At 48.9% G+C, this 23,399-nt stretch carries 25 protein-coding genes and 1 tRNA gene; 21 read left to right on the forward strand and 5 right to left on the reverse strand.

Going from position 1 to position 23,399, the window contains the following annotated elements:
• The first annotated feature begins 87 nt into the window (after positions 1–87).
• Both BEA93_RS25205 and yecA read left to right on the forward strand, forming a co-directional pair.
• Positions 88–192 (forward strand) — tRNA-OTHER (locus BEA93_RS25205).
• Between the two features lie 194 nt (positions 193–386).
• Positions 387–1,052 (forward strand): UPF0149 family protein YecA, encoded by a 666-nt coding sequence (yecA, locus tag BEA93_RS04625; RefSeq protein WP_105224425.1) that lies wholly within the window; start codon positions 387–389, stop codon positions 1,050–1,052.
• A gap of 56 nt (positions 1,053–1,108) precedes the next feature.
• Here yecA and tyrP read toward each other — a convergent pair whose 3' ends face one another.
• Positions 1,109–2,320, reverse strand: coding sequence for a tyrosine transporter TyrP (tyrP, locus tag BEA93_RS04630; protein WP_000797551.1), 1,212 nt, complete (start codon positions 2,318–2,320; stop codon positions 1,109–1,111).
• A gap of 190 nt (positions 2,321–2,510) precedes the next feature.
• Between tyrP and BEA93_RS04635 the strand changes: the two genes are divergently transcribed.
• On the forward strand, positions 2,511–2,750 hold the full coding sequence (locus BEA93_RS04635; protein WP_000443798.1) for a YecH family metal-binding protein: 240 nt from the start codon (positions 2,511–2,513) through the stop codon (positions 2,748–2,750).
• 37 nt (positions 2,751–2,787) lie between these two features.
• On the opposite strand, the gene ftnA is transcribed toward BEA93_RS04635, so the two are convergent.
• A complete protein-coding gene (gene ftnA, locus BEA93_RS04640) occupies positions 2,788–3,285 on the reverse strand; it encodes a non-heme ferritin (protein ID WP_000917208.1) in 498 nt (165 codons plus the stop codon).
• Positions 3,286–3,463: 178 nt separating this feature from the next.
• Entirely contained in the window at positions 3,464–3,787 is a 324-nt protein-coding gene (yecR, locus tag BEA93_RS04645; protein ID WP_000681531.1) for a YecR family lipoprotein, read from the reverse strand.
• Between the two features lie 263 nt (positions 3,788–4,050).
• Here yecR and azuC point away from each other — a divergent pair, with 263 nt between their 5' ends.
• Together azuC and yecJ are read left to right on the forward strand one after the other, a co-directional pair.
• Positions 4,051–4,137, forward strand: coding sequence for a stress response protein AzuC (gene azuC, locus BEA93_RS04655; protein ID WP_010723106.1), 87 nt, complete (start codon positions 4,051–4,053; stop codon positions 4,135–4,137).
• A gap of 112 nt (positions 4,138–4,249) precedes the next feature.
• Positions 4,250–4,501, forward strand: a complete 252-nt coding sequence (gene yecJ, locus BEA93_RS04660; protein ID WP_000082115.1) for a DUF2766 family protein YecJ — start codon at positions 4,250–4,252, stop codon at positions 4,499–4,501.
• Positions 4,502–4,585: 84 nt separating this feature from the next.
• On the opposite strand, the gene BEA93_RS04665 is transcribed toward yecJ, so the two are convergent.
• Positions 4,586–5,089, reverse strand: a complete 504-nt coding sequence (locus tag BEA93_RS04665) for a non-heme ferritin-like protein (protein WP_000246123.1) — start codon at positions 5,087–5,089, stop codon at positions 4,586–4,588.
• A 782-nt stretch (positions 5,090–5,871) separates the two neighbouring features.
• Here BEA93_RS04665 and araF point away from each other — a divergent pair.
• The 5 genes from araF (at position 5,872) to otsA (ending at position 11,812) form a co-directional block, all read left to right on the forward strand.
• Complete coding sequence (araF, locus tag BEA93_RS04675; protein ID WP_000548681.1) at positions 5,872–6,861, forward strand: arabinose ABC transporter substrate-binding protein AraF; 990 nt, start codon at positions 5,872–5,874, stop codon at positions 6,859–6,861.
• A 69-nt stretch (positions 6,862–6,930) separates the two neighbouring features.
• Complete coding sequence (araG, locus tag BEA93_RS04680) at positions 6,931–8,445, forward strand: arabinose ABC transporter ATP-binding protein AraG (RefSeq protein WP_001187777.1); 1,515 nt, start codon at positions 6,931–6,933, stop codon at positions 8,443–8,445.
• A gap of 14 nt (positions 8,446–8,459) precedes the next feature.
• The gene (araH, locus tag BEA93_RS04685) at positions 8,460–9,446 is read left to right on the forward strand and encodes an arabinose ABC transporter permease AraH (protein WP_000100211.1); all 987 of its coding nucleotides are present in this window, start codon (positions 8,460–8,462) and stop codon (positions 9,444–9,446) included.
• 163 nt (positions 9,447–9,609) lie between these two features.
• Positions 9,610–10,413 (forward strand): trehalose-phosphatase, encoded by an 804-nt coding sequence (gene otsB / locus BEA93_RS04690; RefSeq protein ID WP_000138763.1) that lies wholly within the window; start codon positions 9,610–9,612, stop codon positions 10,411–10,413.
• Positions 10,388–11,812, forward strand: coding sequence for an alpha,alpha-trehalose-phosphate synthase (gene otsA / locus BEA93_RS04695; RefSeq protein ID WP_001516559.1), 1,425 nt, complete (start codon positions 10,388–10,390; stop codon positions 11,810–11,812). Before otsB ends, otsA begins: the two co-directional genes overlap by 26 nt.
• Before the next feature lie 6 nt (positions 11,813–11,818).
• On the opposite strand, the gene uspC is transcribed toward otsA, so the two are convergent.
• On the reverse strand, positions 11,819–12,247 hold the full coding sequence (gene uspC / locus BEA93_RS04700) for a universal stress protein UspC (RefSeq protein ID WP_000122662.1): 429 nt from the start codon (positions 12,245–12,247) through the stop codon (positions 11,819–11,821).
• A 778-nt stretch (positions 12,248–13,025) separates the two neighbouring features.
• Here uspC and flhD point away from each other — a divergent pair.
• From flhD to cheZ, 11 genes are all read left to right on the forward strand, one after another.
• Positions 13,026–13,376, forward strand: coding sequence for a flagellar transcriptional regulator FlhD (flhD, locus tag BEA93_RS04705; protein WP_001516558.1), 351 nt, complete (start codon positions 13,026–13,028; stop codon positions 13,374–13,376).
• Positions 13,377–13,378: 2 nt separating this feature from the next.
• The gene (gene flhC / locus BEA93_RS04710) at positions 13,379–13,957 is read left to right on the forward strand and encodes a flagellar transcriptional regulator FlhC (RefSeq protein WP_016248815.1); all 579 of its coding nucleotides are present in this window, start codon (positions 13,379–13,381) and stop codon (positions 13,955–13,957) included.
• Between the two features lie 124 nt (positions 13,958–14,081).
• Complete coding sequence (gene motA / locus BEA93_RS04720; protein ID WP_000906344.1) at positions 14,082–14,969, forward strand: flagellar motor stator protein MotA; 888 nt, start codon at positions 14,082–14,084, stop codon at positions 14,967–14,969.
• Positions 14,966–15,892, forward strand: coding sequence for a flagellar motor protein MotB (gene motB / locus BEA93_RS04725; RefSeq protein WP_000788500.1), 927 nt, complete (start codon positions 14,966–14,968; stop codon positions 15,890–15,892). Before motA ends, motB begins: the two co-directional genes overlap by 4 nt.
• Positions 15,893–15,896: 4 nt before the next feature.
• Entirely contained in the window at positions 15,897–17,861 is a 1,965-nt protein-coding gene (gene cheA, locus BEA93_RS04730; protein ID WP_105224426.1) for a chemotaxis protein CheA, read from the forward strand.
• Positions 17,862–17,882: 21 nt separating this feature from the next.
• Positions 17,883–18,386 carry a chemotaxis protein CheW gene (cheW, locus tag BEA93_RS04735; RefSeq protein WP_000147305.1) on the forward strand — a complete coding sequence of 168 codons (504 nt, stop codon included), beginning with the start codon at positions 17,883–17,885 and terminating at the stop codon, positions 18,384–18,386.
• Positions 18,387–18,537: 151 nt separating this feature from the next.
• Complete coding sequence (tar, locus tag BEA93_RS04740; protein WP_105224427.1) at positions 18,538–20,199, forward strand: methyl-accepting chemotaxis protein II; 1,662 nt, start codon at positions 18,538–18,540, stop codon at positions 20,197–20,199.
• Positions 20,200–20,360: 161 nt separating this feature from the next.
• Positions 20,361–21,221 (forward strand): protein-glutamate O-methyltransferase CheR, encoded by an 861-nt coding sequence (gene cheR, locus BEA93_RS04745; protein WP_001516555.1) that lies wholly within the window; start codon positions 20,361–20,363, stop codon positions 21,219–21,221.
• Positions 21,222–21,223: 2 nt separating this feature from the next.
• The gene (gene cheB, locus BEA93_RS04750) at positions 21,224–22,273 is read left to right on the forward strand and encodes a protein-glutamate methylesterase/protein glutamine deamidase (protein WP_000036407.1); all 1,050 of its coding nucleotides are present in this window, start codon (positions 21,224–21,226) and stop codon (positions 22,271–22,273) included.
• 14 nt (positions 22,274–22,287) lie between these two features.
• Positions 22,288–22,677, forward strand: coding sequence for a chemotaxis response regulator CheY (gene cheY, locus BEA93_RS04755; RefSeq protein WP_000763855.1), 390 nt, complete (start codon positions 22,288–22,290; stop codon positions 22,675–22,677).
• A 10-nt stretch (positions 22,678–22,687) separates the two neighbouring features.
• Positions 22,688–23,332: a protein phosphatase CheZ gene (gene cheZ, locus BEA93_RS04760; RefSeq protein ID WP_000983595.1), complete on the forward strand. Its 645-nt coding sequence runs from the start codon at positions 22,688–22,690 to the stop codon at positions 23,330–23,332.
• The last annotated feature ends 67 nt before the right edge of the window (positions 23,333–23,399 follow it).

A 23,399-nucleotide genomic window follows, 5' to 3' on the forward strand; every position in this document is an offset into this window, starting at 1 on the left:
CACCATTTTTTGCCAAAAACCTTCAGAAGATGATGAGTAAGACGTGTCATAACTATATGATTATTTGATATTCACACACACCATTATGTCCGGATAATTTACCATAATCATTTGAAATTATTGCACAAAACGAACAATTTAAAATCCCTCGGCGTTCGCGCTGTGCGGGTTCAAGTCCCGCTCCGGGTACCATGGGAAAGATAAGAATAAAATCAAAGCAATAAGCAGTGTCGTGAAACCACCTTCGGGTGGTTTTTTTGTGTCTGCAACTTGTCGTTACACCCCTCTTATTTTTAATCACCGGGTAATCCACGCAAAAAGTATCTCTCTGCCAGACCGACATGTAAGATAGGCGCTGGCGAGTCGAGATCCACAAGGAAAAGCGTATGAAAACTGGACCGTTAAACGAAAGTGAGTTGGAATGGCTGGATGATATCCTGACCAAATACAACACTGAACACGCCATCCTTGATGTGGCTGAGCTGGACGGTTTATTGACGGCGGTGTTGAGTTCTCCGCAAGAAATTGAACCAGAACAGTGGCTGGTTGCTGTCTGGGGCGGGGCGGATTATGTGCCGCGCTGGGCGTCAGAAAAAGAGATGACGCGCTTTATGAATCTGGCTTTTCAACATATGGCCGATACCGCAGAACGTCTGAACGAATTTCCTGAGCAGTTTGAACCGTTGTTTGGCCTGCGAGAAGTTGACGGTAGCGAGCTGACGATTGTTGAGGAGTGGTGCTTTGGCTATATGCGTGGCGTTGCCCTCACTGACTGGTCGGCATTGCCTGATTCGTTAAAACCGGCGCTTGAGGCGATAGCTCTACACGGTACAGAAGAAAACTTTGCGCGGGTAGAGAAGTTGTCGCCAGAAGCATTTGAAGAAAGCGTAGAAGCCATTCGACTGGCAGCGCTTGATTTACATGCTTACTGGATGGCGCATCCGCAGGAAAAACCTGTTCAGCAACCGATCAAAGCAGAAGAAAAGCCGGGCCGTAACGATCCTTGTCCGTGCGGCAGTGGTAAGAAATTTAAGCAGTGCTGCCTGCATTAAGAGGGCATATTGGGTGCTGGAGATGTTTCCGGCACCCAACGTTGTTATCAAGGCGATTATCCCACTTCGGGTAACAATCCTGCCGCAATCAAAAATTGCACACCAATCACGCCAATGCCGCAGAGAAACACTAACACCAGCGCCGGACGGCCACCTTTCACTCGATAAGCAGCTTGTGGATTATGCTTTCTGCTCTGCCAGGTCAGCAGGGAAGGGATAATTAACGCCAGCACCGCCAGCGCCACACCGGCGTAACCCAGCGCCATCACAAAGCCACGTGGGTAAAACAGCGCAAACGCCAGCGGCGGCAGAAAAGTAATTGCACCAGTTTGCAGTCGCCCTCCAACGGTATTTGAACGCTGAAACAAATCTGCCAGATAATCAAATAAGCCTAACGCTACGCCGAGAAAGGATGTTGCGAGGGCTAAGTCAGCAAATAAATGCACCGCCAGTTCGACATGCGGTGAGGCCACCACTTCGCGTAACGCCTGTAACAGTCCGTTTAACCCGGCATGATTAGCCAGCAGCCCCATAAAGGTTGTTGAATCAATGCTGCCCAGCGTCGCCAGTTGCCAGAAGATATACGCCACCAGAGGGATCGCACTACCAGTAATAAACACCCAGCGCAGCTTGCGAATGTTGCCATCCATATAACTAACGATGCTCGGCACACTACCGTGGAAGCCAAACGAGGTAAAAATTACCGGGATCGCAGACAACGCAAGTCCTTGTTGCAGCGGCAGGGTTAAAAGATTCATTTTATGAATATGCGGCAACAGCAGTACCAGCATCACCACCAGAAAAATAATTTTGGCGCTAAACAGAAAGCGGTTAAACAAATCGACCAGCGACGTCCCGACACAAACCACACCACCGGCAACAAAAGTGAACAACAACACGCCAGCGGTTGCCGACACTGGAATGCCTGTCCAGTCGCTGATGCTGGAGGCAAGTAATTCACCTGCACCGCTGATGTACGCCGCCGTCAGGGCATACATTAAAAACATCATACTGAAGCCAGTCAGCCACTGCCCATAACGCCCCAGATAGCGCTTTGCCAGCGTGCCCAGACCGGTGTCTGCCGGGACATGCTGGTACACCTCCAGCAGTAACAGCGCTGTGTAGCACATCAATGCCCAAAGCCCAATCAATAAGATTAACGTGACGCTAAAACCGACACCTGCCGCTGCCAGCGGCATTGCCAGCATACCCGCGCCAATTGTGGTTCCTGCCACGATAAAAACACTTCCCAGAGTTCTGTTTTTCACGCTTTCTTCTGTCCTGACGATCTTTATAAGTGATATCTGCGGCGCAGGTTAAGGCATTCTACATTTTTCGTCAAATCGACGTTACATTAGATGTAAATAAAACTGTACGATAAAATGCATTCAGAACTGCGCTGGCGCAAAGCCTTGATGAGCGGCTATCGCTACGCTATGCCTTTTTTGAGGAGGAACGATGGAATCTATTCACGGTCATGAAGTGTTAAATATGATGATTGAATCAGGTGAGCAATATACGCACGCCAGTCTGGAGGCGGCGATTAAAGCGCGTTTTGGTGAACAGGCGCGTTTTCATACCTGCTCAGCAGAAGGGATGACTGCGGGCGAGTTGGTGGCGTTTCTGGCGGCGAAAGGTAAATTTATTCCCAGCGAAGAAGGGTTCTCAACCGATACAAGTAAAATTTGCCGTCACTGATATGCAACGGCGGCAGAAAATCTGCCGCCGGAGAAGATTAGTTTTGCGTGTCGAGGGTAGAGAGTTCTTTATCGATGAAATAAAGACCTTCGCCGCTTTTACCTGCCAGGCTTAATTTATCAATAATCGATTTGAACAATTTCTCTTCTTCATGTTGCTCAGAAACATACCATTGCAGGAAATTAAATGTCGGGTAATCCTGATTGGTCATGGCAGCATGAGCCAGTTCGTTAATTTTCTGCGTGATTAATTGTTCATGCTTATAAGTTTCCTGGAATAATTCATCAAGTGAAGAATATTCAGCAAACGGGGATTCAACAGTATTAATACGCGGTAAGTTTCCGGTATCGGTCAGATAGTCAAACAGACGCTGCATATGCGTCATCTCTTCCTGGGCGTGACGGCGCAGAAACGCAGCCGCGCCTTCAAAGGTATGGTAGCTGCACCAGGCGCTCATTTGTTGATAAAGCAGCGAAGAGTACAGTTCCAGGTTCATCTGCTCATTGAGTTTTTCAATCATTTCTGGTTTCAGCATGATAGTGCTCCACAAAGGTTATTTTTGTTTCTGTGGCGCCACTATAATTTGTTATTTTATTATTTGCAAAAGGTAAAATATTAAATTCAATTATTAAAAATACGAATGGGAATAAAACGCATTACTGCTATTTATGGCATCAATTAACCAGCGAAGCCTCCCTCGCTGATTAAGGTCTTTATTGATAAGTCGAGGGTATTAAAATTTGGCACTGATACGACAGTGTAAATTCCGTATTCAGACATAACGACCCCGCAAACACACTACAGTTACTTACAGGTTGCCCAAATGCAATGGCGCGGGTAAACCCTGCCTGCTGACATGCACGTTGCGCTATTTCCTGATTGAGATAGCTGTCAGTACGGGCGTTTTGTAAAAATGCCTGATCGTAAACGAGGCGCACAATACCGCTCGTGGCGTTGACTTCGCTCAATTGAGCCTGACGAGTTACGGTGCAGCCCGCTAATGTTAAAAGTGAAAGAACAATTATCAGATGTTTCATGTCACTGCCTGAAGAGGAAGAAGAAACAGGTATTGTACTTGCGGATACGACCAGGCTATGGACAGAAAAGACGACGTATCGGTGCTATTCCTTGCTTTTTCCAGAGGTCAGACAGTTAGCGGTGACTTTATGGTTATCATTTTTATAACATTAAAGGGGTATTTATGTGATTCGGGTCACATAAAGATTGATTTTTGTGATGATTGTCATATTATAAGTGCAAAGACGATAACACCTGCATAACAAATGGTCGGAGTGCCGCGATGAAACTGCGCAAAATCCTGAAAAGTATGTTTAATAACTATTGCAAGACGTTCAAAGATGTACCGCCAGGCAATATGTTCAGATAACAAGAAACCTGCTCCGGCAGGTTTTTTGTATCCTGAGGACGGTGGATGTGACTATCGCTGAAGAAGTGAAGCCGCTACTATATCGGCTTTCAAATGCTATCAGGAGTTTACAATGTCCCAGCCGCTGAATGCCGATCAGGAACTGGTTTCTGATGTTGTCGCTTGCCAGTTGGTGATCAAACAAATTCTCGACGTACTCGATGTGATTGCACCTGTTGAGGTTCGTGAAAAAATGTCTGGCCAGTTGAAGAATATTGATTTTACTAACCATCCCGCCGCAGCCGATCCGGTTACGATGCGTGCTATCCAAAAAGCTATCGCATTGATTGAACTCAAGTTTACCCCACAAAGCGAATCCCATTAAAAAAACCGCTGCTTCAAGAGTATGAAGCAGCGGTTTTCTCAACAATTTTTATATCCGGCGCGTGATTTAAGGCGTCGATTTTTATTAGTGTATCTGATGCGACACAACATTAAGAACATGCTGGTCGGTCTGGACAGGGCACATACCGGCACGTTTCGCGCTGCGTACTTCATCAAGAATGGTTTGCAGTAACAGGCCATCGTGCTGCTGTTCTTTTTCCAGATCGCGCAGGAAATCGACGGTTGAATCATCATTCAATTCTTTAGCTTCATCGGCTAATTGTGCCAGCTTGCTTGAACGCTGCTCGTATTCTTCCATCGTTTTTTGGAAGAGTTCTTCCAGAGAGTTAAGCTTTTCACCTGGCACATCAATAGCTTTAACGATGGGCGTCGCGCCGATACTTTTCATAAAATTAAACATGCGCATCATTTGGGTCACGTTACTCTGTGCCTGGGCGCGAAGGAAAGTAGCGGTGCCATTCAGACTTTGTTCAGAACACCAGTTGCTCAGGTGAAGGTAGAGATTGGATGCGTAAAACTCGCGGTTCATTTGGGTGTTGAGTTTGAGAAGCATTCCAGTGGTTGCCATACCTAATATCCTTATATCCAGAAGACGTGAGGTGCAAGATGAATCAAAACACCGTAATTACTGTTTGCAGAATAATTCCTTTCTGCATGTCCGAAATGTGCTCGTGGAGTCAATTCTGACGATGATCTGAAATAAGCATAACGTCTGAACGAATATAAGAAAATCCTTAAATCACCAAGTTTATAATTTTTTACATTTCATTGATAAGAGCAATGGGTTTGCAATAATTGTCAATGCTGTGTATTTGTGTATCTCATTGATATTAAATTAAAATATTAATGACATGATGACGATGTGATATTTTAAAACTTTTCCTGACTATGAGAGGTGGCTCTCATTATCGATTTACTCTTAATTAATGATGGTGGTGATAATTAACGCCGAAATGAATTTTGTACAAGCGCTTACCCATTTTACCATTCAGCTTAAAATGGACAGACTTCTGTCCGGTAATAATTAGATTAAAAAAAAGACACTCCAGACCACTCAACGCATACCACAAGGACTTCCAGGCTAATGTCATGGACTAATCTGCTAATGCACTTTTTATTTGTCAGACAATTGTTGTTTCCAGTATGTCATTTCTCGCTAAATTCATGCACGTTCTGACTGTAATTCTGCGATGTGATATTGCTCTCCTATGGAGAATTAATTTCTCGCTAAAACTATGCCAACACGGCCAATTATCTTTTCGTTAAAGGTAATGCTTTGTTTTCCGATTAAATTAACCAAAGTTCTTAGTTTTTACCCTACAAAAAATGATGCTAAAGCTGGAGATAACCATGCACAAATTTACTAAAGCTCTTGCGGCCATCGGTCTGGCTGCTGTTATGTCACAATCCGCTATGGCAGAAAACCTGAAACTCGGTTTCCTGGTAAAGCAACCCGAAGAGCCGTGGTTCCAGACCGAATGGAAATTTGCCGATAAAGCCGGGAAAGATTTAGGCTTTGAAGTTATTAAGATTGCCGTACCGGATGGTGAAAAAACGCTGAACGCTATCGACAGCCTGGCGGCCAGTGGCGCGAAAGGATTTGTCATTTGTACGCCAGACCCGAAATTGGGTTCCGCTATTGTGGCGAAAGCACGTGGCTATGGTATGAAAGTTATTGCCGTGGATGATCAGTTTGTAAATGCCAAAGGTAAGCCGATGGATACCGTGCCGTTGGTGATGATGGCGGCGACCAAAATTGGCGAGCGTCAGGGCCAGGAACTGTATAAAGAGATGCAGAAACGAGGTTGGGATGTAAAAGAAAGTGCCGTAATGGCGATTACAGCTAACGAACTGGATACCGCTCGTCGTCGTACTACAGGCTCTATGGACGCGCTGAAAGCTGCCGGATTCCCGGAAAAACAAATTTATCAGGTTCCTACCAAATCTAACGATATCCCGGGGGCATTTGACGCCGCCAACTCCATGCTGGTTCAGCATCCTGAAGTTAAACACTGGCTGATCGTCGGGATGAACGATAGCACTGTGCTTGGCGGCGTGCGCGCGACGGAAGGTCAGGGCTTTAAAGCGGCAGATATCATCGGTATCGGTATCAACGGCGTGGATGCAGTAAGCGAGTTGTCCAAAGCCCAGGCTACCGGTTTCTACGGTTCACTGCTGCCAAGCCCGGACGTACATGGTTATAAGTCCAGCGAAATGCTCTACAACTGGGTAGCGAAAGACGCAGAACCACCGAAATTCACTGAAGTTACCGATGTCGTTCTGATTACGCGCGACAACTTTAAAGAAGAACTGGAGAAAAAAGGGTTAGGCGGTAAGTAATCTGCCGAAAAAATTCCCCTCTGCGTGATGCAGAGGGGGTGTGAATGACCAGTGATTCACGGAGACGTTATGCAACAGTCTACCCCGTATCTCTCATTTCGCGGCATTGGTAAAACCTTTCCCGGCGTTAAGGCGCTTACGGACATCAGTTTTGACTGCTATGCCGGTCAGGTTCATGCGTTGATGGGTGAAAATGGTGCCGGTAAATCAACACTCTTAAAAATCCTTAGCGGCAACTATGCGCCAACCACGGGTTCTGTCGCAATTAGCGGACAGGAAATATCCTTTTCCGACACTACCGCTGCGCTTAACGCGGGGGTTGCGATTATTTACCAGGAACTGCATCTCGTGCCGGAAATGACCGTCGCGGAAAATATTTATCTCGGCCAGCTTCCTCATAAAGGCGGCATAGTGAATCGTTCGCTGCTGAACTATGAAGCGGGTTTACAACTTAAACATCTGGGGATGGATATTGACCCCGGTACGCCACTGAAATATCTCTCCATCGGCCAGTGGCAGATGGTTGAAATAGCCAAAGCGCTGGCGCGTAACGCCAAAATTATCGCCTTTGATGAGCCAACCAGTTCTCTGTCGGCACGAGAAATTGACAACCTTTTCCGCGTCATTCGTGAACTGCGAAAAGAGGGGCGAGTGATCTTATACGTTTCTCACCGTATGGAAGAAATATTTGCCCTAAGTGACGCCATTACCGTCTTCAAAGATGGGCGTTATGTCAAAACCTTCACTGATATGCAGCAAGTAAATCATGAGTCACTGGTACAGGCGATGGTTGGTCGCGATCTCGGTGATATCTACGGCTGGCAACCGCGCAGCTATGGTGAGGAGCGGCTGCGTCTGGATGCAGTGAAAGCACCAGGTGTACGCACGCCAATAAGCCTGACTGTTCGCAGTGGCGAAATCGTCGGTCTGTTTGGGCTGGTAGGGGCAGGGCGTAGCGAATTAATGAAAGGTATGTTTGGCGGTACGCAAATCACTGCCGGTCAGGTTTATATCGACCAAAGGCCGATCGATATCCGTAAACCGGGCCACGCTATTGCTGCTGGTATGATGCTCTGCCCGGAAGATCGCAAAGCGGAAGGCATTATTCCGGTGCATTCCGTTCGTGACAATATCAACATCAGCGCCCGTCGCAAGCATGTGCTCGGCGGTTGTGTGATCAACAACGGCTGGGAAGAAAACAATGCTGATCACCACATTCGTTCGCTCAACATCAAAACGCCGGGCGCAGAGCAACTGATCATGAATCTCTCTGGTGGTAATCAGCAAAAAGCCATTCTTGGGCGCTGGTTATCGGAAGATATGAAGGTCATTTTGCTGGATGAACCAACGCGCGGCATTGATGTGGGCGCTAAGCACGAAATTTACAACGTGATTTATACGCTGGCGGCGCAGGGCGTGGCGGTGCTGTTTGCCTCCAGCGATCTGCCCGAAGTCCTTGGCGTAGCCGATCGTATTGTCGTTATGCGTGAGGGCGAAATCGCCGGTGAATTGCTACACGAACAGGCAGATGAGCGTCAGGCACTAAGCCTTGCTATGCCTAAAGTCAGCCAGGCTGTTGCCTGAGTAAGGAGAGTATGATGTCTTCTGTTTCTACATCGGGGTCTGGCGCGCCTAAGTCGTCATTCAGCCTCGGCCGTATCTGGGATCAGTACGGTATGCTGGTGGTGTTTGCGGTGCTGTTTATCGCCTGTGCCATTTTTGTACCGAACTTTGCCACCTTCATTAATATGAAAGGTCTCGGGCTGGCAATCTCCATGTCGGGAATGGTGGCTTGCGGCATGTTGTTCTGCCTCGCTTCGGGGGACTTTGACCTTTCCGTCGCTTCGGTAATTGCCTGCGCAGGTGTCACGACGGCGGTGGTTATCAATCTGACCGAAAGCCTGTGGATTGGCGTGGCGGCAGGCTTGCTGCTGGGCGTCCTCTGTGGTCTGGTGAATGGTTTTGTTATCGCCAAACTAAAAATCAACGCCTTGATTACGACGCTGGCGACGATGCAGATTGTTCGTGGTCTGGCGTACATCATTTCTGATGGTAAAGCGGTCGGTATCGAAGATGAAAGTTTCTTTGCTCTTGGTTATGCCAACTGGTTCGGCCTGCCTGCGCCAATCTGGCTTACGGTGGCTTGTCTGATTGTCTTCGGTTTGCTGCTGAACAAAACCACCTTTGGGCGCAACACGCTGGCGATTGGTGGTAATGAAGAGGCGGCGCGTCTGGCTGGTGTACCCGTTGTCCGCACCAAAATCATTATCTTTGTTCTCTCTGGTCTGGTATCGGCAATTGCCGGGATTGTTCTGGCTTCACGTATGACCAGCGGTCAGCCGATGACTTCGATAGGCTATGAGTTGATTGTTATCTCCGCCTGCGTTTTAGGCGGCGTTTCTCTGAAAGGTGGCATCGGAAAAATCTCATATGTAGTGGCGGGTATCTTAATTTTAGGCACTGTAGAAAACGCCATGAACCTGCTCAATATTTCTCCGTTTGCGCAGTACGTTGTCCGTGGCTTAATCCTGCTGGCGGCGGTGATCTTCGACCGTTATAAGCAAAAAGCGAAACGCACTGTCTGATGTTTTTTTCAGCATAAATTTAGTTCGACTTTCCTCCACAGCCAACCGCCACAAAGGTTGGCTGTTCTTTTTTGCAAATGGCGAGCTACGTCACACTGTCTATACTTACATGTCTGTAAAGCGCGTTCTGCGCGAACTATAAAAAGATAAGGAGGAGTACCGGGTGACAGAACCGTTAACCGAACCCCCTGAACTATCCGCGAAATATGCCTGGTTTTTTGATCTCGATGGAACGCTGGCGGAAATCAAACCGCATCCTGATCAGGTCGTCGTGCCTGACACTATTCTGCAAGGACTTCAGCTACTGGCAACCGCAAGTGATGGTGCATTGGCATTGATATCAGGGCGCTCAATGGTGGAACTTGACGCACTGGCAAAACCTTATCGCTTCCCGTTAGCGGGCGTGCATGGGGCGGAGCGCCGTGACATCAATGGTAAAACGCATATCGTTCACCTGCCGGAAGCGATTGCTCGTGATATTAGTGTGCAACTGCATACGGCGATTGCCCAACTTTCCGGCACGGAGCTGGAATCCAAAGGGATGGCGTTTGCACTGCATTATCGTCAGGCACCGCAGCATGAAGACGCCTTATTGACGTTAGCGCAACGTATTACTCAGATTTGGCCGCAAATGGCATTACAACAGGGAAAGTGTGTCGTCGAGATTAAACCGCGAGGCACCAGTAAAGGGGAGGCTATTGCTGCATTTATGCAGGAAGTTCCCTTCATCGGTCGGAAGCCGGTGTTTCTGGGCGATGATTTAACCGATGAATCTGGCTTCGCGGTTATTAATCGACTGGGGGGAATGTCAGTAAAAATTGGTACAGGCGCAACTCAGGCATCATGGCGGCTGGCGGGCGTGCCGGATGTCTGGGGCTGGCTTGAATTGATAACCAACGCATTACAAAAACAAAAAAGAGAAAATAACAGGAGTGATGACTATGAGTCGTTTAGTCGTAGTATCTAACCGAATTGCACCACCAGACGAGCACGCCGCCAGTGCCGGTGGCCTTGCTGTCGGCATACTGGGGGCACTGAAAACTGCAGGTGGACTGTGGTTTGGCTGGAGTGGCGAAACAGGGAATGAGGATCAGCCGCTAAAAAAGGTGAAAAAAGGAAATATTACCTGGGCCTCTTTTAACCTCAGTGAAAAAGATCTCGACGAATACTACAACCAATTCTCCAATGCCGTTCTCTGGCCGGCATTCCATTACCGACTCGATCTGGTGCAATTTCAGCGTTCAGCGTGGGAAGGCTATTTACGCGTGAATGCGTTACTGGCAGACAAATTACTGCCGCTGCTGGAAGATGATGACATTATCTGGATCCACGATTATCACTTGTTGCCATTTGCGCAGGAATTACGTAAACGCGGCGTGAACAATCGCATCGGTTTCTTCCTGCATATTCCTTTTCCGACACCGGAAATCTTTAATGCGCTACCAATTTATGACACATTGCTGGAACAGCTTTGTGATTATGATTTGCTGGGGTTTCAGACAGAAAACGATCGTCTGGCGTTCCTGGATTGCCTTTCCAACTTGACGCGGGTCACGACACGTAGCTCGCGCAATCACACGGCCTGGGGCAAAGCATTTCGTACAGAAGTTTACCCGATTGGTATTGAACCGGATGAGATTGCTAAACAGGCTGCCGGGCCGCTACCGGCAAAACTGGCGCAATTAAAAGCGGAACTGAAAAATGTGCAGAATATCTTTTCTGTCGAGCGGCTGGATTATTCCAAAGGTTTGCCAGAACGTTTTCTTGCTTATGAAGCGCTGCTGGAAAAATATCCGCAACATCATGGTAAAATTCGTTATACCCAGATCGCGCCGACCTCGCGTGGTGATGTGCAAGCGTATCAGGATATTCGTCATCAGTTGGAAAATGAAGCCGGGAGAATTAACGGTAAATATGGGCAATTAGGCTGGACGCCGCTTTATTATCTGAATCAGCATTTTGATCGTAAATTATTGATGAAAATCTTCCGCTATTCCGATGTCGGGTTAGTGACGCCGCTGCGTGATGGGATGAATCTGGTCGCAAAAGAGTATGTCGCCGCTCAGGATCCTGCAAATCCGGGCGTACTGGTACTTTCTCAGTTTGCCGGTGCGGCAAACGAACTGACGTCAGCGCTAATTGTTAACCCATACGATCGTGATGAAGTCGCGGCGGCGCTCAATCGGGCGTTGAGCATGTCGCTGGCGGAACGTATTTCCCGCCATGCAGAAATGCTGGAAGTTATTATCAAAAACGATATTAAACACTGGCAGGAGTGCTTTATCCGCGACCTAAAGCAGGTAGTACCGCGAAGCGCGGAAAGTCAGCAACGCGATAAAGTCGCTACCTTTCCAAAGCTGGCGTAAGTGGAATTAATCCCCTTTAAGTGGAACTAACAGCACATCAACCTCACTTGAGGCAATCACACTTTTCGCTGAGCAGGACGCTCGCGAAAAGAAACTGTGATTATGGTTACCGCAAATCACCAAATCGAACTTATGTTTACGGCATACTGCCAGAATATGTTCGCTTAACTCTCCGTAAGCAATAAATGTCTCTTCTACCGGATATCCCGCATCCTGAATTAATTTATCAAGAAAGTTTTGTGTTTCTTCCTGCATCACGCTGCGTAAATCTTCAAGCATCGGCGCGGCTAATTGATTGAACATTTCCGGGTCGGAAGCAAGAGTGATTAAACTTATGCGCCCATTTACCGGACGGGCGATAGAAACCGCTTTTGCTAACAGTTGCTGACTTTCTGGTGAGACAGCAACAGCAACAAGAATATTGGTATAGCTCATAACCTGCTCCTTATTCTGTGAACTTCAGGTGTTATTACAGCTTTACTCTGAATGAGGTACTGATGCAATAACAACTCAGTCAAAACAGTAAATATTAGGCTGGTTATTAGTAAGTGAGGCTAATTAATAACGTACAGTTATCACATGATTACAGATGAGGTTATAAAAACTAAAATTATCAATTCCCCGTATAGAACAAATGGATAATATTTATAGAACATTGTTGCAACATATGAGATGTTCCCGGATTTATTTTCACTTGAAGAAACTCATGTTATGTAACTCTCTGTTTGAAAATAAGTTATAGGAGGTGAATATATTTATTTTATATGTAGCAGGTGGTTATTTACGGTGATTTATATTAACAGTGCGCAACATCATCATTTTATCTACCCACTTCATTTTTGAAGCCTGGCAAGCTGAAAAACTTTTTAACAGAATGAAATATGACCAAAACAAAAGTATGACTTATACATTAATGTTAAGTAATTGATTGTTTTGTGTGATCTGAGTCACACATTATCGAAAATCGCAACACCGCTCCGTTGTATGTGTGAGTGGTGACGAGTACAGTTGCGTCGAATTAGGAAAAATCTTAGATAAGTGTAAAAAACACTGTTCTCTGTAAGGGATTGTTTCATCTCTTACACTGCCTGTGTGTTTTTTCGTTGATCGCAACTATTCCATTGTTCTTTACTTTTTACCGGGATTTCCCGGCGACATCACGGGGTGCGGTGATACCGCATAAAAATAAAGTTAGTTATTCTGGATGGGAATAATGCATACCTCCGAGTTGCTGAAACATATTTATGACATTAATTTGTCATATTTACTTCTTGCACAACGTCTGATCGTTCAGGACAAAGCGTCCGCCATGTTTCGTCTCGGTATTAATGAAGAAATGGCAACAACGTTAGCGACGCTGACTCTTCCTCAAATGGTTAAACTGGCAGAAACCAATCAACTGATTTGCCATTTCCGCTTTGACAGCCACCAGACTATTAATCAGTTAACGCAGGATTCCCGCGTTGACGATCTCCAGCAAGTTCATACCGGCATCATGCTATCTACGCGTTTGTTGAATGATGTTAATCAGCCCGAAGAAGTGCTACGTAAAAAAAGGGCCTGACAATGAGCGAAAAAAGCATTGTTCAGGAAGCCCGGGATATTCAACTGGCAATGGAGTTGATCACCCTTGGCGCTCGTTTGCAGATGCTGGAAAGTGAAACACAATTAAGTCGTGGACGGCTGATCAAACTCTATAAAGAACTGCGCGGAAGCCCCCCACCGAAAGGCATGTTGCCATTTTCCACCGACTGGTTTATGACCTGGGAACAAAATGTTCATGCGTCGATGTTTTGTAATGCATGGCAGTTTTTACTGAAAACAGGGTTATGTAACGGCGTCGATGCAGTGATCAAAGCCTATCGTTTATACCTCGAACAGTGTCCGCAAGCCGAAGACGGTCCGCTACTGGCGTTGACCCGCGCCTGGACACTGGTGCGATTTGTTGAAAGTGGTTTACTACAACTTTCCAGTTGCAAATGTTGCGGCGGTAATTTTATCACCCATGCCCATCAGCCTGTTGGCAGCTTTGCCTGCAGCTTATGTCAACCGCCATCACGTGCGGTAAAAAGACGTAAACTTTCTCAAAACCCTGCCGATATTATCCCTCAACTGCTGGATGAACAGAGAGTACAGGCTGTTTAACTCACACGATGTGGCGAAACACTCCAGCAGCGGTAAGTGATTGCCGCTGCTTTTTTTTCCCAACGGTAAGTTAGCGTCTGACGACTGAACATCCTGTCATGGTCAACAGTGAAAGGATGATGTCGTGCTTATCTTATTAGGTTACCTGGTTGTTCTCGGTACAGTTTTCGGCGGTTATTTGATGACCGGCGGAAGCCTTGGAGCACTCTATCAACCCGCTGAACTGGTGATTATTGCCGGTGCAGGTATTGGGTCGTTTATTGTCGGTAACAACGGTAAAGCAATCAAAGGCACGCTCAAAGCGCTGCCGTTACTGTTTCGCCGCTCCAAATACACCAAAGCGATGTATATGGATCTGCTGGCACTGCTTTACCGACTCATGGCGAAATCGCGACAGATGGGCATGTTTTCGCTGGAGCGCGATATTGAAAACCCCCGCGAAAGCGAGATCTTCGCCAGTTATCCCCGCATCCTCGCGGATACCGTTATGCTTGATTTTATCGTTGATTATCTGCGCCTGATCATCAGTGGCCATATGAATACCTTCGAAATCGAAGCGCTGATGGATGAAGAAATTGAAACCCACGAAAGCGAGTCGGAAGTTCCCGCTAACAGCCTGGCGCTGGTCGGTGACTCGCTCCCGGCATTTGGTATTGTCGCGGCAGTGATGGGGGTGGTTCACGCGCTGGGATCGGCTGACCGGCCTGCCGCCGAACTGGGGGCGCTGATTGCTCATGCGATGGTGGGGACTTTCCTCGGTATCTTACTGGCTTACGGATTTATTTCCCCACTGGCGAGTGTTTTGCGCCAGAAAAGCGCAGAGACCAGCAAAATGATGCAATGCGTCAAAGTCATACTGCTTTCTAATCTGAACGGTTATGCACCGCCAATTGCCGTTGAATTTGGTCGTAAAACGCTCTACTCCAGTGAACGGCCATCGTTTGTTGAGCTGGAAGAACACGTTCGCGCGGTAAAAAATCCGCAACAGCAGACGACAACCGAGGAAGTATGAAGAATCACGCGCATCCAATAATTGTCGTCAAACGACGCAAAGCAAAAAGCCACGGCTCGGCGCATGGATCGTGGAAGATTGCTTATGCTGACTTTATGACCGCGATGATGGCTTTTTTTCTGGTGATGTGGCTGATCTCCATTTCCAGCCCAAAAGAGCTGATTCAGATAGCGGAATATTTCCGCACGCCGTTGGCGACCGCGGTAACGGGTGGTGATCGCATTTCTAATAGCGAAAGCCCAATTCCCGGCGGCGGTGATGATTACACTCAGAGTCAGGGAGAAGTGAATAAGCAGCCGGACATTGAAGAACTGAAAAAACGCATGGAGCAAAGTCGGTTGCGGAAATTGCGTGGCGATCTCGACCAGCTTATAGAGTCAGACCCGAAACTACGGGCGCTGCGTCCACATCTCAAAATCGATCTGGTACAGGAAGGTTTACGCATTCAGATTATCGACAGCCAGAATCGCCCGATGTTTAAAACCGGCAGTGCTGACGTCGAACCCTATATGCGCGACATTCTGCGGAGTATTGCGCCAGTGCTGAATGGTATTCCTAACCGTATCAGTCTCTCCGGTCATACCGATGATTTCCCTTACGCCAATGGTGAGCAAAGCTACAGCAACTGGGAGCTTTCTGCCGAACGCGCTAATGCGTCGCGCCGTGAGCTAATGGTGGGGGGGCTGGCTGATGGCAAAATTCTGCGCGTCGTCGGCATGGCGGCGACCATGCGTTTAAGCGATCGCGGACCTGATGATGCTGTCAACCGTCGAATCAGTCTGCTGGTCCTGAACAGACAGGCCGAGCAGGCCATTTTGCATGAAAACGCTGAAAGCCAGAATGAGCCGGTAAGTGTACTGGAAAAAACTGGGGGCGCTCCGCAGGTCAGTGTTCCCACAATGCCATCAGCCGAACCGAGGTGACAGCGTGAGCATGGATATAAGCGATTTTTATCAGACATTTTTTGATGAAGCGGACGAATTGTTGGCCGATATGGAGCAGTATCTGCTGGATTTGCAGCCAGAAGCGCCAGATGCCGAACAATTGAATGCTATCTTTCGTGCGGCCCATTCCATCAAAGGAGGGGCAGGAACTTTTGGTTTTACCGTGTTACAGAAAACCACGCATCTGATGGAAAACCTGCTCGATGAAGCCAGACGCGGTGAGATGCAGCTTAATACCGACATTATCAATCTGTTTTTGGAAACGAAGGATATCATGCAGGAACAGCTCGACGCTTATAAACAGTCGCAAGAGCCGGATGCCGCCAGCTTCGATTATATCTGCCAGGCCTTGCGTCAACTGGCATTAGAAGCGAAAGGCGAAACGGTGCCCGCAGTGACCCGGTTAAGTGTGGTTGCCAAAAGTGAACCGCAAAATGAGCAGAGTAACAGTGAGTCGCCGCGACGAATTATCCTTTCACGCCTGAAGGCGGATGAAGTCGATCTGCTGGAAGACGAACTGGAGCAGTTGACCACATTAACTGACGTGGTTAAAGGCGCGGATTCATTATCTGCAACAATGTCGGGAGATATTGCGGAAGACGACATTACCGCCGTGCTCTGTTTTGTGATTGAAGCCGATCAGATTGCCTTTGAAGCGGTAGAACCTGCACCAACAGTATCGACCCCGCCAGTGCTGGAACTGGCCGCAACAGAAGCACCAGCCGGACGCGTAGAGCGGGAAAAAACGACGCGCGGTAGCGAATCGACCAGCATCCGTGTGGCGGTAGAAAAGGTTGATCAACTGATAAACCTGGTCGGTGAACTGGCCATCACCCAGTCAATGCTCGCTCAGCGCTCCAGTGAACTGGACCCGGTAAATCATGGGGATTTGATTACCAGCATGGGGCAGTTACAACGTAACGCCCGTGATTTGCAGGAATCGGTGATGTCGATTCGTATGATGCCGATGGAATATGTCTTTAGCCGCTATCCGCGGCTGGTGCGCGACCTGGCGGGTAAACTCGGCAAACAAGTAGAACTCACGCTTATAGGCAGCTCCACCGAACTCGACAAGAGTCTGATAGAACGCATTATCGATCCGCTGACCCACCTGGTACGCAACAGCCTTGACCACGGTATAGAACTGCCGGAAAAACGCCTCGCCGCAGGTAAAAATAGCGTCGGAAATTTGATCCTGTCTGCCGAACATCAGGGCGGTAACATCTGCATCGAAGTGACCGACGATGGCGCGGGACTAAATCGTGAGCGGATTCTGGCAAAAGCCGCCTCGCAAGGGCTGCCTGTCAGCGACAACATGAGCGACGACGAAGTGGCGATGTTGATATTTGCTCCGGGTTTTTCCACGGCGGAGCAGGTTACCGATGTTTCCGGGCGTGGCGTCGGCATGGATGTCGTTAAACGTAATATCCAGGAGATGGGCGGCCATGTCGAAATCAAGTCGAAGCCGGGCACAGGTACAACGATCCGCATTTTACTACCGCTGACACTGGCGATCCTCGACGGTATGTCCGTGCGCGTTGCTGATGAAGTTTTCATTCTGCCGCTGAATGCTGTCATGGAATCACTGCAACCCCGTGAAGTCGATCTGCATCCGCTGGCAGGTGGCGAGCGGGTACTTGAAGTGCGTGGTGAATATCTGCCAATAGTCGAACTGTGGAAAGTGTTTAATGTCGCTGGTGCGAAAACTGAAGCCACCCAGGGGATTGTCGTGATCCTGCAAAGTGGTGGTCGTCGTTATGCCTTGCTGGTGGATCAATTAATTGGTCAACACCAGGTGGTGGTGAAAAACCTTGAAAGTAACTATCGCAAAATTCCTGGAATATCCGCCGCAACAATTCTTGGCGACGGAAGCGTAGCACTGATTGTTGATGTCTCAGCCTTGCAGGCAATAAACCGCGAACAATGTATGGCGAACACCGCCGCCTGATTGAGTAAAAAGGTAATAAATATGACCGGTATGACAAATGTAACAAAACTGGCCAGCGAACCGTCAGGCCAGGAATTTCTGGTATTTACCCTTGGTGATGAAGAGTACGGCATAGACATTCTGAAAGTGCAGGAGATCCGTGGTTACGACCAGGTCACGCGGATTGCGAATACGCCAGCGTTTATCAAAGGCGTCACTAACCTGCGCGGCGTCATTGTGCCAATTGTCGACTTACGCATTAAGTTCAGCCAGGTCGATGTGGACTATAACGACAACACAGTCGTGATCGTCCTGAATCTTGGCCAGCGCGTGGTCGGCATAGTGGTTGACGGCGTATCGGACGTTCTTTCGTTGACGGCGGAACAAATTCGCCCGGCACCGGAATTTGCCGTGACGCTTTCCACTGAATATCTTACGGGACTGGGCGCGCTGAGTGACCGCATGCTGATTCTGGTTAATATCGAAAAACTGCTAAATAGTGAAGAGATGGCGCTGTTAGATAATGCGACCGCAGACGTCGCGTAATTTCGCGTTCAGCAATAAATAAAGGCAGAACCCGATGATGCGCACATCGGGTTTTTTTATTTTAAGTCATCTCTCTACGATTGATCTAAGCAATAAAGTTTCCCACCTTCCTGCCGATAACGGGATCAACTTGTTTTCAGGAAGGTGCCTTATGATTAACCGTATCCGCGTAGTTACGCTGCTGATGATGGTGCTGGGGGTATTTGCACTGTTACAGCTCATGTCCGGCAGTCTGTTTTTTTCTTCGCTGCACCATAGCCAGCAAAGCTTTGTGGTTTCCAATGAACTACGGGAACAACAGGGCGAGTTAACTTCAACCTGGGATCTCATGCTGCAAACGCGCATTAACCTGAGTCGTTCAGCGGTGCGGATGATGATGGACCCATCCAATCAACAAAGTAGTGCAAAAATTGAATTGCTTGATAGCGCCAGGAAAACGTTGGCGCAGGCGGCTGTTCATTATAAAAAATTCAAAAGCATGGCACCGTTACCCGAAATGGCTGCCGCCAGTAGTCATATTGATGAAAAATACAAAAATTACCACACGGCATTAACTGAACTGATTGATTATCTTGATTATGGTAACACCGGAGCCTATTTTGCCCAGCCAACCCAGGGAATGCAAAATGCGATGGGAGAGGCTTTTGGGCAGTACGCCCGTAGCAGCGAAAAATTGTACCGCAATATCGTTGTCGACAATGCCAGTGATTACCGTTTTGCCCAGTGGCAACTGGCCGTTATCGCGCTGGTGGTGGTACTGATTCTTCTGGTGGCATGGTATGGCATTCGCCGCATGTTGCTTAACCCGCTGGCAAAAATCATTACCCACATCCGTGAAATTTCGGGTGGTAACCAGGCGAATAACCTGGCCATTGCTGGACGCAGTGAAATGGGCGAGCTGGCGCAGAGCGTTTCGCATATGCAACGTTCTCTGACTGATACAGTCACCCACGTGCGCGAAGGTTCAGATGCCATCTACGTTGGTACGCGTGAAATTACTGCAGGTAATACCGATCTCTCCTCCCGAACTGAACAGCAGGCCTCTGCACTGGAAGAGACTGCTGCCAGCATGGAACAACTCACCGCCACGGTGAAACAGAACGCCGATAATGCCCGCCAGGCCTCGCAACTGGCGCAAAGTGCCTCCGACACTGCCATGCACGGCGGTAAAGTGGTGGATGGCGTGGTGAAAACCATGCACGAAATTGCTGACAGTTCGAAGAAAATTGCTGACATCATCAGCGTTATCGACGGTATTGCTTTCCAGACCAATATACTGGCGCTGAACGCCGCCGTAGAAGCTGCCCGTGCCGGTGAACAGGGACGTGGTTTTGCCGTGGTTGCGGGTGAAGTGCGTAATCTTGCCAGCCGTAGCGCCCAGGCGGCAAAAGAGATTAAAGCCCTGATTGAAGACTCAGTATCCCGCGTCGATACCGGTTCGGTGCTGGTTGAAAGCGCCGGAGAGACGATGACCAACATCGTTAATGCGGTTACGCGCGTTACCGACATTATGGGGGAAATTGCTTCAGCCTCCGATGAACAGAGCCGTGGCATTGATCAAGTGGCGCAGGCCGTGTCGGAAATGGATCGTGTGACTCAACAGAACGCCTCGTTGGTGCAGGAGTCAGCCGCTGCAGCCGCCGCGCTGGAAGAGCAGGCCAGTCGTTTAACGCAGGCAGTATCCGCGTTTCGTCTGGCTGCCAGCCCGCAATCCCAAAAACCACCGCTTCAATCCCGGCCAGCCAGTGAAAAACCACCAACACAACCACGCCGGCATATCGCTGAACAAGCTCCAAACTGGGAAACATTTTGATGGCTATTTACTCAAGCACCATTGTTGCCAGATTGATCAGATGATGCAACAGAACGTCGCGCGTATCGTCTCTGATGGCGCTATTTACAAGTGGTTATACGACACAATCGGCGCAGTTACAGGCTGTGCCAGTGGTTTCCTGAAGTGACTGAGAAGGCGCTATGACATCATCTCTGCCCTGTGGGCAAACGTCTTTATTGTTACAGATGACCGAGCGCCTCGCGCTTTCCGACGTTCATTTTCGGCGGATAAGTCAATTGATCTACCAACGTGCGGGGATCGTTCTGGCCGATCACAAACGTGACATGGTCTACAACCGGCTGGTACGCCGTTTGCGTTCGCTGGGACTGGCAGATTTTGGGCATTATCTGAATATGCTGGAATCTAATCAGTGCAGCAGCGAGTGGCAGGCATTTATTAACTCATTGACGACCAACCTGACGGCATTTTTTCGTGAAGGGCATCATTTTCCGCTGATCGCAACTCACGCCCGCCGCTGTTCTGGGGAATATCGCGTATGGAGTGCAGCGGCATCGACAGGCGAAGAACCGTACAGTATTGCGATGACGCTGGCGGACACATTGGGCACTGCGCCCGGACGCTGGAAAGTCTTTGCCAGTGATATCGATACCGAAGTCCTGGAGAAAGCTAAAAGCGGCATTTATCGCCATGAAGAGCTGAAAAACCTGACGCCACAACAACTCCAGCGTTACTTCATGCGCGGCACGGGACCGCATGAAGGGCTGGTGCGCGTGCGTCAGGAGCTGGCGAATTATGTCGATTTTTCGCCGCTGAATTTGTTGGCGAAACAGTACACCGTACCGGGGCCGTTTGATGCGATCTTCTGCCGTAACGTCATGATCTACTTTGATCAAACGACTCAACAGGAGATTTTGCGTCGCTTTGTACCGCTACTTAAGCCCGACGGATTGCTGTTTGCGGGTCACTCTGAAAACTTTAGCCATCTTGAGCGCAGCTTCACGTTGCGAGGTCAGACGGTGTATGCGCTAAGTAAGGAATAACGATGAGCAAAATCAGGGTGTTGTCTGTCGATGATTCGGCATTGATGCGCCAGATCATGACGGAAATCATCAACAGCCATAGCGACATGGAAATGGTTGCGACGGCTCCTGATCCGCTGGTCGCGCGTGATTTGATTAAGAAATTCAACCCTGATGTGTTGACGCTGGACGTTGAAATGCCGCGGATGGACGGGCTGGATTTCCTCGAAAAATTAATGCGTTTGCGACCAATGCCGGTGGTGATGGTTTCTTCTCTGACCGGCAGAGGTTCCGAAGTCACGCTGCGCGCGCTTGAGTTAGGGGCGATAGATTTTGTCACCAAACCACAACTGGGTATTCGCGAAGGAATGCTGGCGTATAGCGAAATGATTGCCGAAAAGGTACGAACGGCGTCAAGAGCGAGCCTGGCCGCGCATAAACCGTTATCGCCACCGGCAACGCTGAAGGCTGGCCCGCTGTTGAGTTCAGAAAAATTGATTGCAATTGGTGCCTCAACGGGCGGAACAGAGGCGATTCGTCACGTACTGCAACCGTTGCCACTTTCCAGCCCGGCGCTGTTAATCACCCAGCATATGCCGCCCGGTTTCACCCGCTCTTTTGCTGACCGACTTAACAAGCTGTGTCAGATCGGCGTTAAAGAGGCTGAAGACGGTGAACGCGTCTTACCGGGACATGCCTATATCGCGCCGGGCGATCGGCATATGGAACTGGCGCGCAGTGGCGCGAACTATCAAATCAAAATTCACGATGGCCCGGCGGTTAACCGTCATCGGCCTTCGGTAGATGTGTTGTTCCATTCTGTTGCCAAACAGGCGGGGCGTAATGCTGTTGGGGTGATCCTGACGGGCATGGGTAACGATGGCGCGGCGGGAATGTTGGCGATGCGTCAGGCGGGGGCATGGACCCTCGCGCAAAACGAAGCAAGCAGCGTGGTTTTCGGTATGCCGCGTGAGGCCATCAATTTGGGGGGCGTCTGCGAAGTGGTCGATCTTAGTCAGGTAAGCCAGCAAATGCTGGCAAAAATCAGTGCCGGACAGGCGATACGTATTTAAATCAGGAGTGTGAGATGGCGGATAAAGAGCTTAAATTTTTGGTTGTGGATGACTTTTCCACCATGCGACGCATTGTGCGTAACCTGCTGAAAGAGCTGGGATTCAACAATGTTGAGGAAGCGGAAGATGGTGCCGATGCTCTCAACAAGTTACAGGCGGGCGGTTATGGGTTTGTGATCTCCGACTGGAATATGCCGAATATGGATGGTCTGGAACTGCTGAAAACCATTCGTGCTGATGGCGCGATGTCGGCGTTACCGGTGTTGATGGTGACCGCAGAGGCGAAGAAAGAGAACATTATCGCCGCAGCACAAGCGGGGGCCAGTGGCTATGTGGTTAAGCCATTTACCGCCGCGACGCTGGAGGAAAAACTCAACAAAATCTTTGAGAAACTGGGCATGTGAGGATGCGATTATGATGCAACCATCAATCAAACCGGCTGATGAACATGCCGCTGGCGATATCATTGCGCGCATTGGCAGCCTGACGCGTATGTTGCGTGACAGTCTGCGGGAGCTTGGACTGGATCAGGCGATAGCTGAGGCCGCTGAAGCCATCCCCGATGCCCGCGATCGTTTGTACTACGTCGTGCAGATGACTGCCCAGGCTGCGGAGCGTGCGCTGAACAGTGTTGAGGCGTCACAGCCACATCAGGATGAAATGGAGAAGTCAGCAAAAGCATTAACCCAACGCTGGGATGCCTGGTTTGCCGATCCGATTGACCTTGCCGATGCCCGTGAACTGGTGACCGATACGCGGCAATTTCTGGCGGATGTGCCTGTTCATACCCGTTTCACCAATGCGCAACTGCTGGAAATCATGATGGCACAGGATTTTCAGGATCTCACCGGCCAGGTGATTAAACGGATGATGGATGTGATACAGGAGATTGAACGCCAGTTGTTGATGGTGCTGCTGGAAAACATTCCGGAACAGGATGCGCGTCCGAAGCGTGAAAGCCAGAGTCTGCTTAATGGGCCACAGGTTGATAGCAGCAAAGCGGGTGTGGTAGCCAGCCAGGATCAGGTTGACGATTTGTTGGATAGTCTCGGTTTTTAATTTGTATTGCCTGATATGACGTGACCCGTCGTATCAGGCGGCCGGATGAGACGTTTACACCGCATCC

Origin of the sequence: Escherichia sp. MOD1-EC5950 (assembly GCF_002965345.1) — a bacterium.
Taxonomy (GTDB): Bacteria; Pseudomonadota; Gammaproteobacteria; order Enterobacterales; family Enterobacteriaceae; genus Escherichia; species Escherichia marmotae.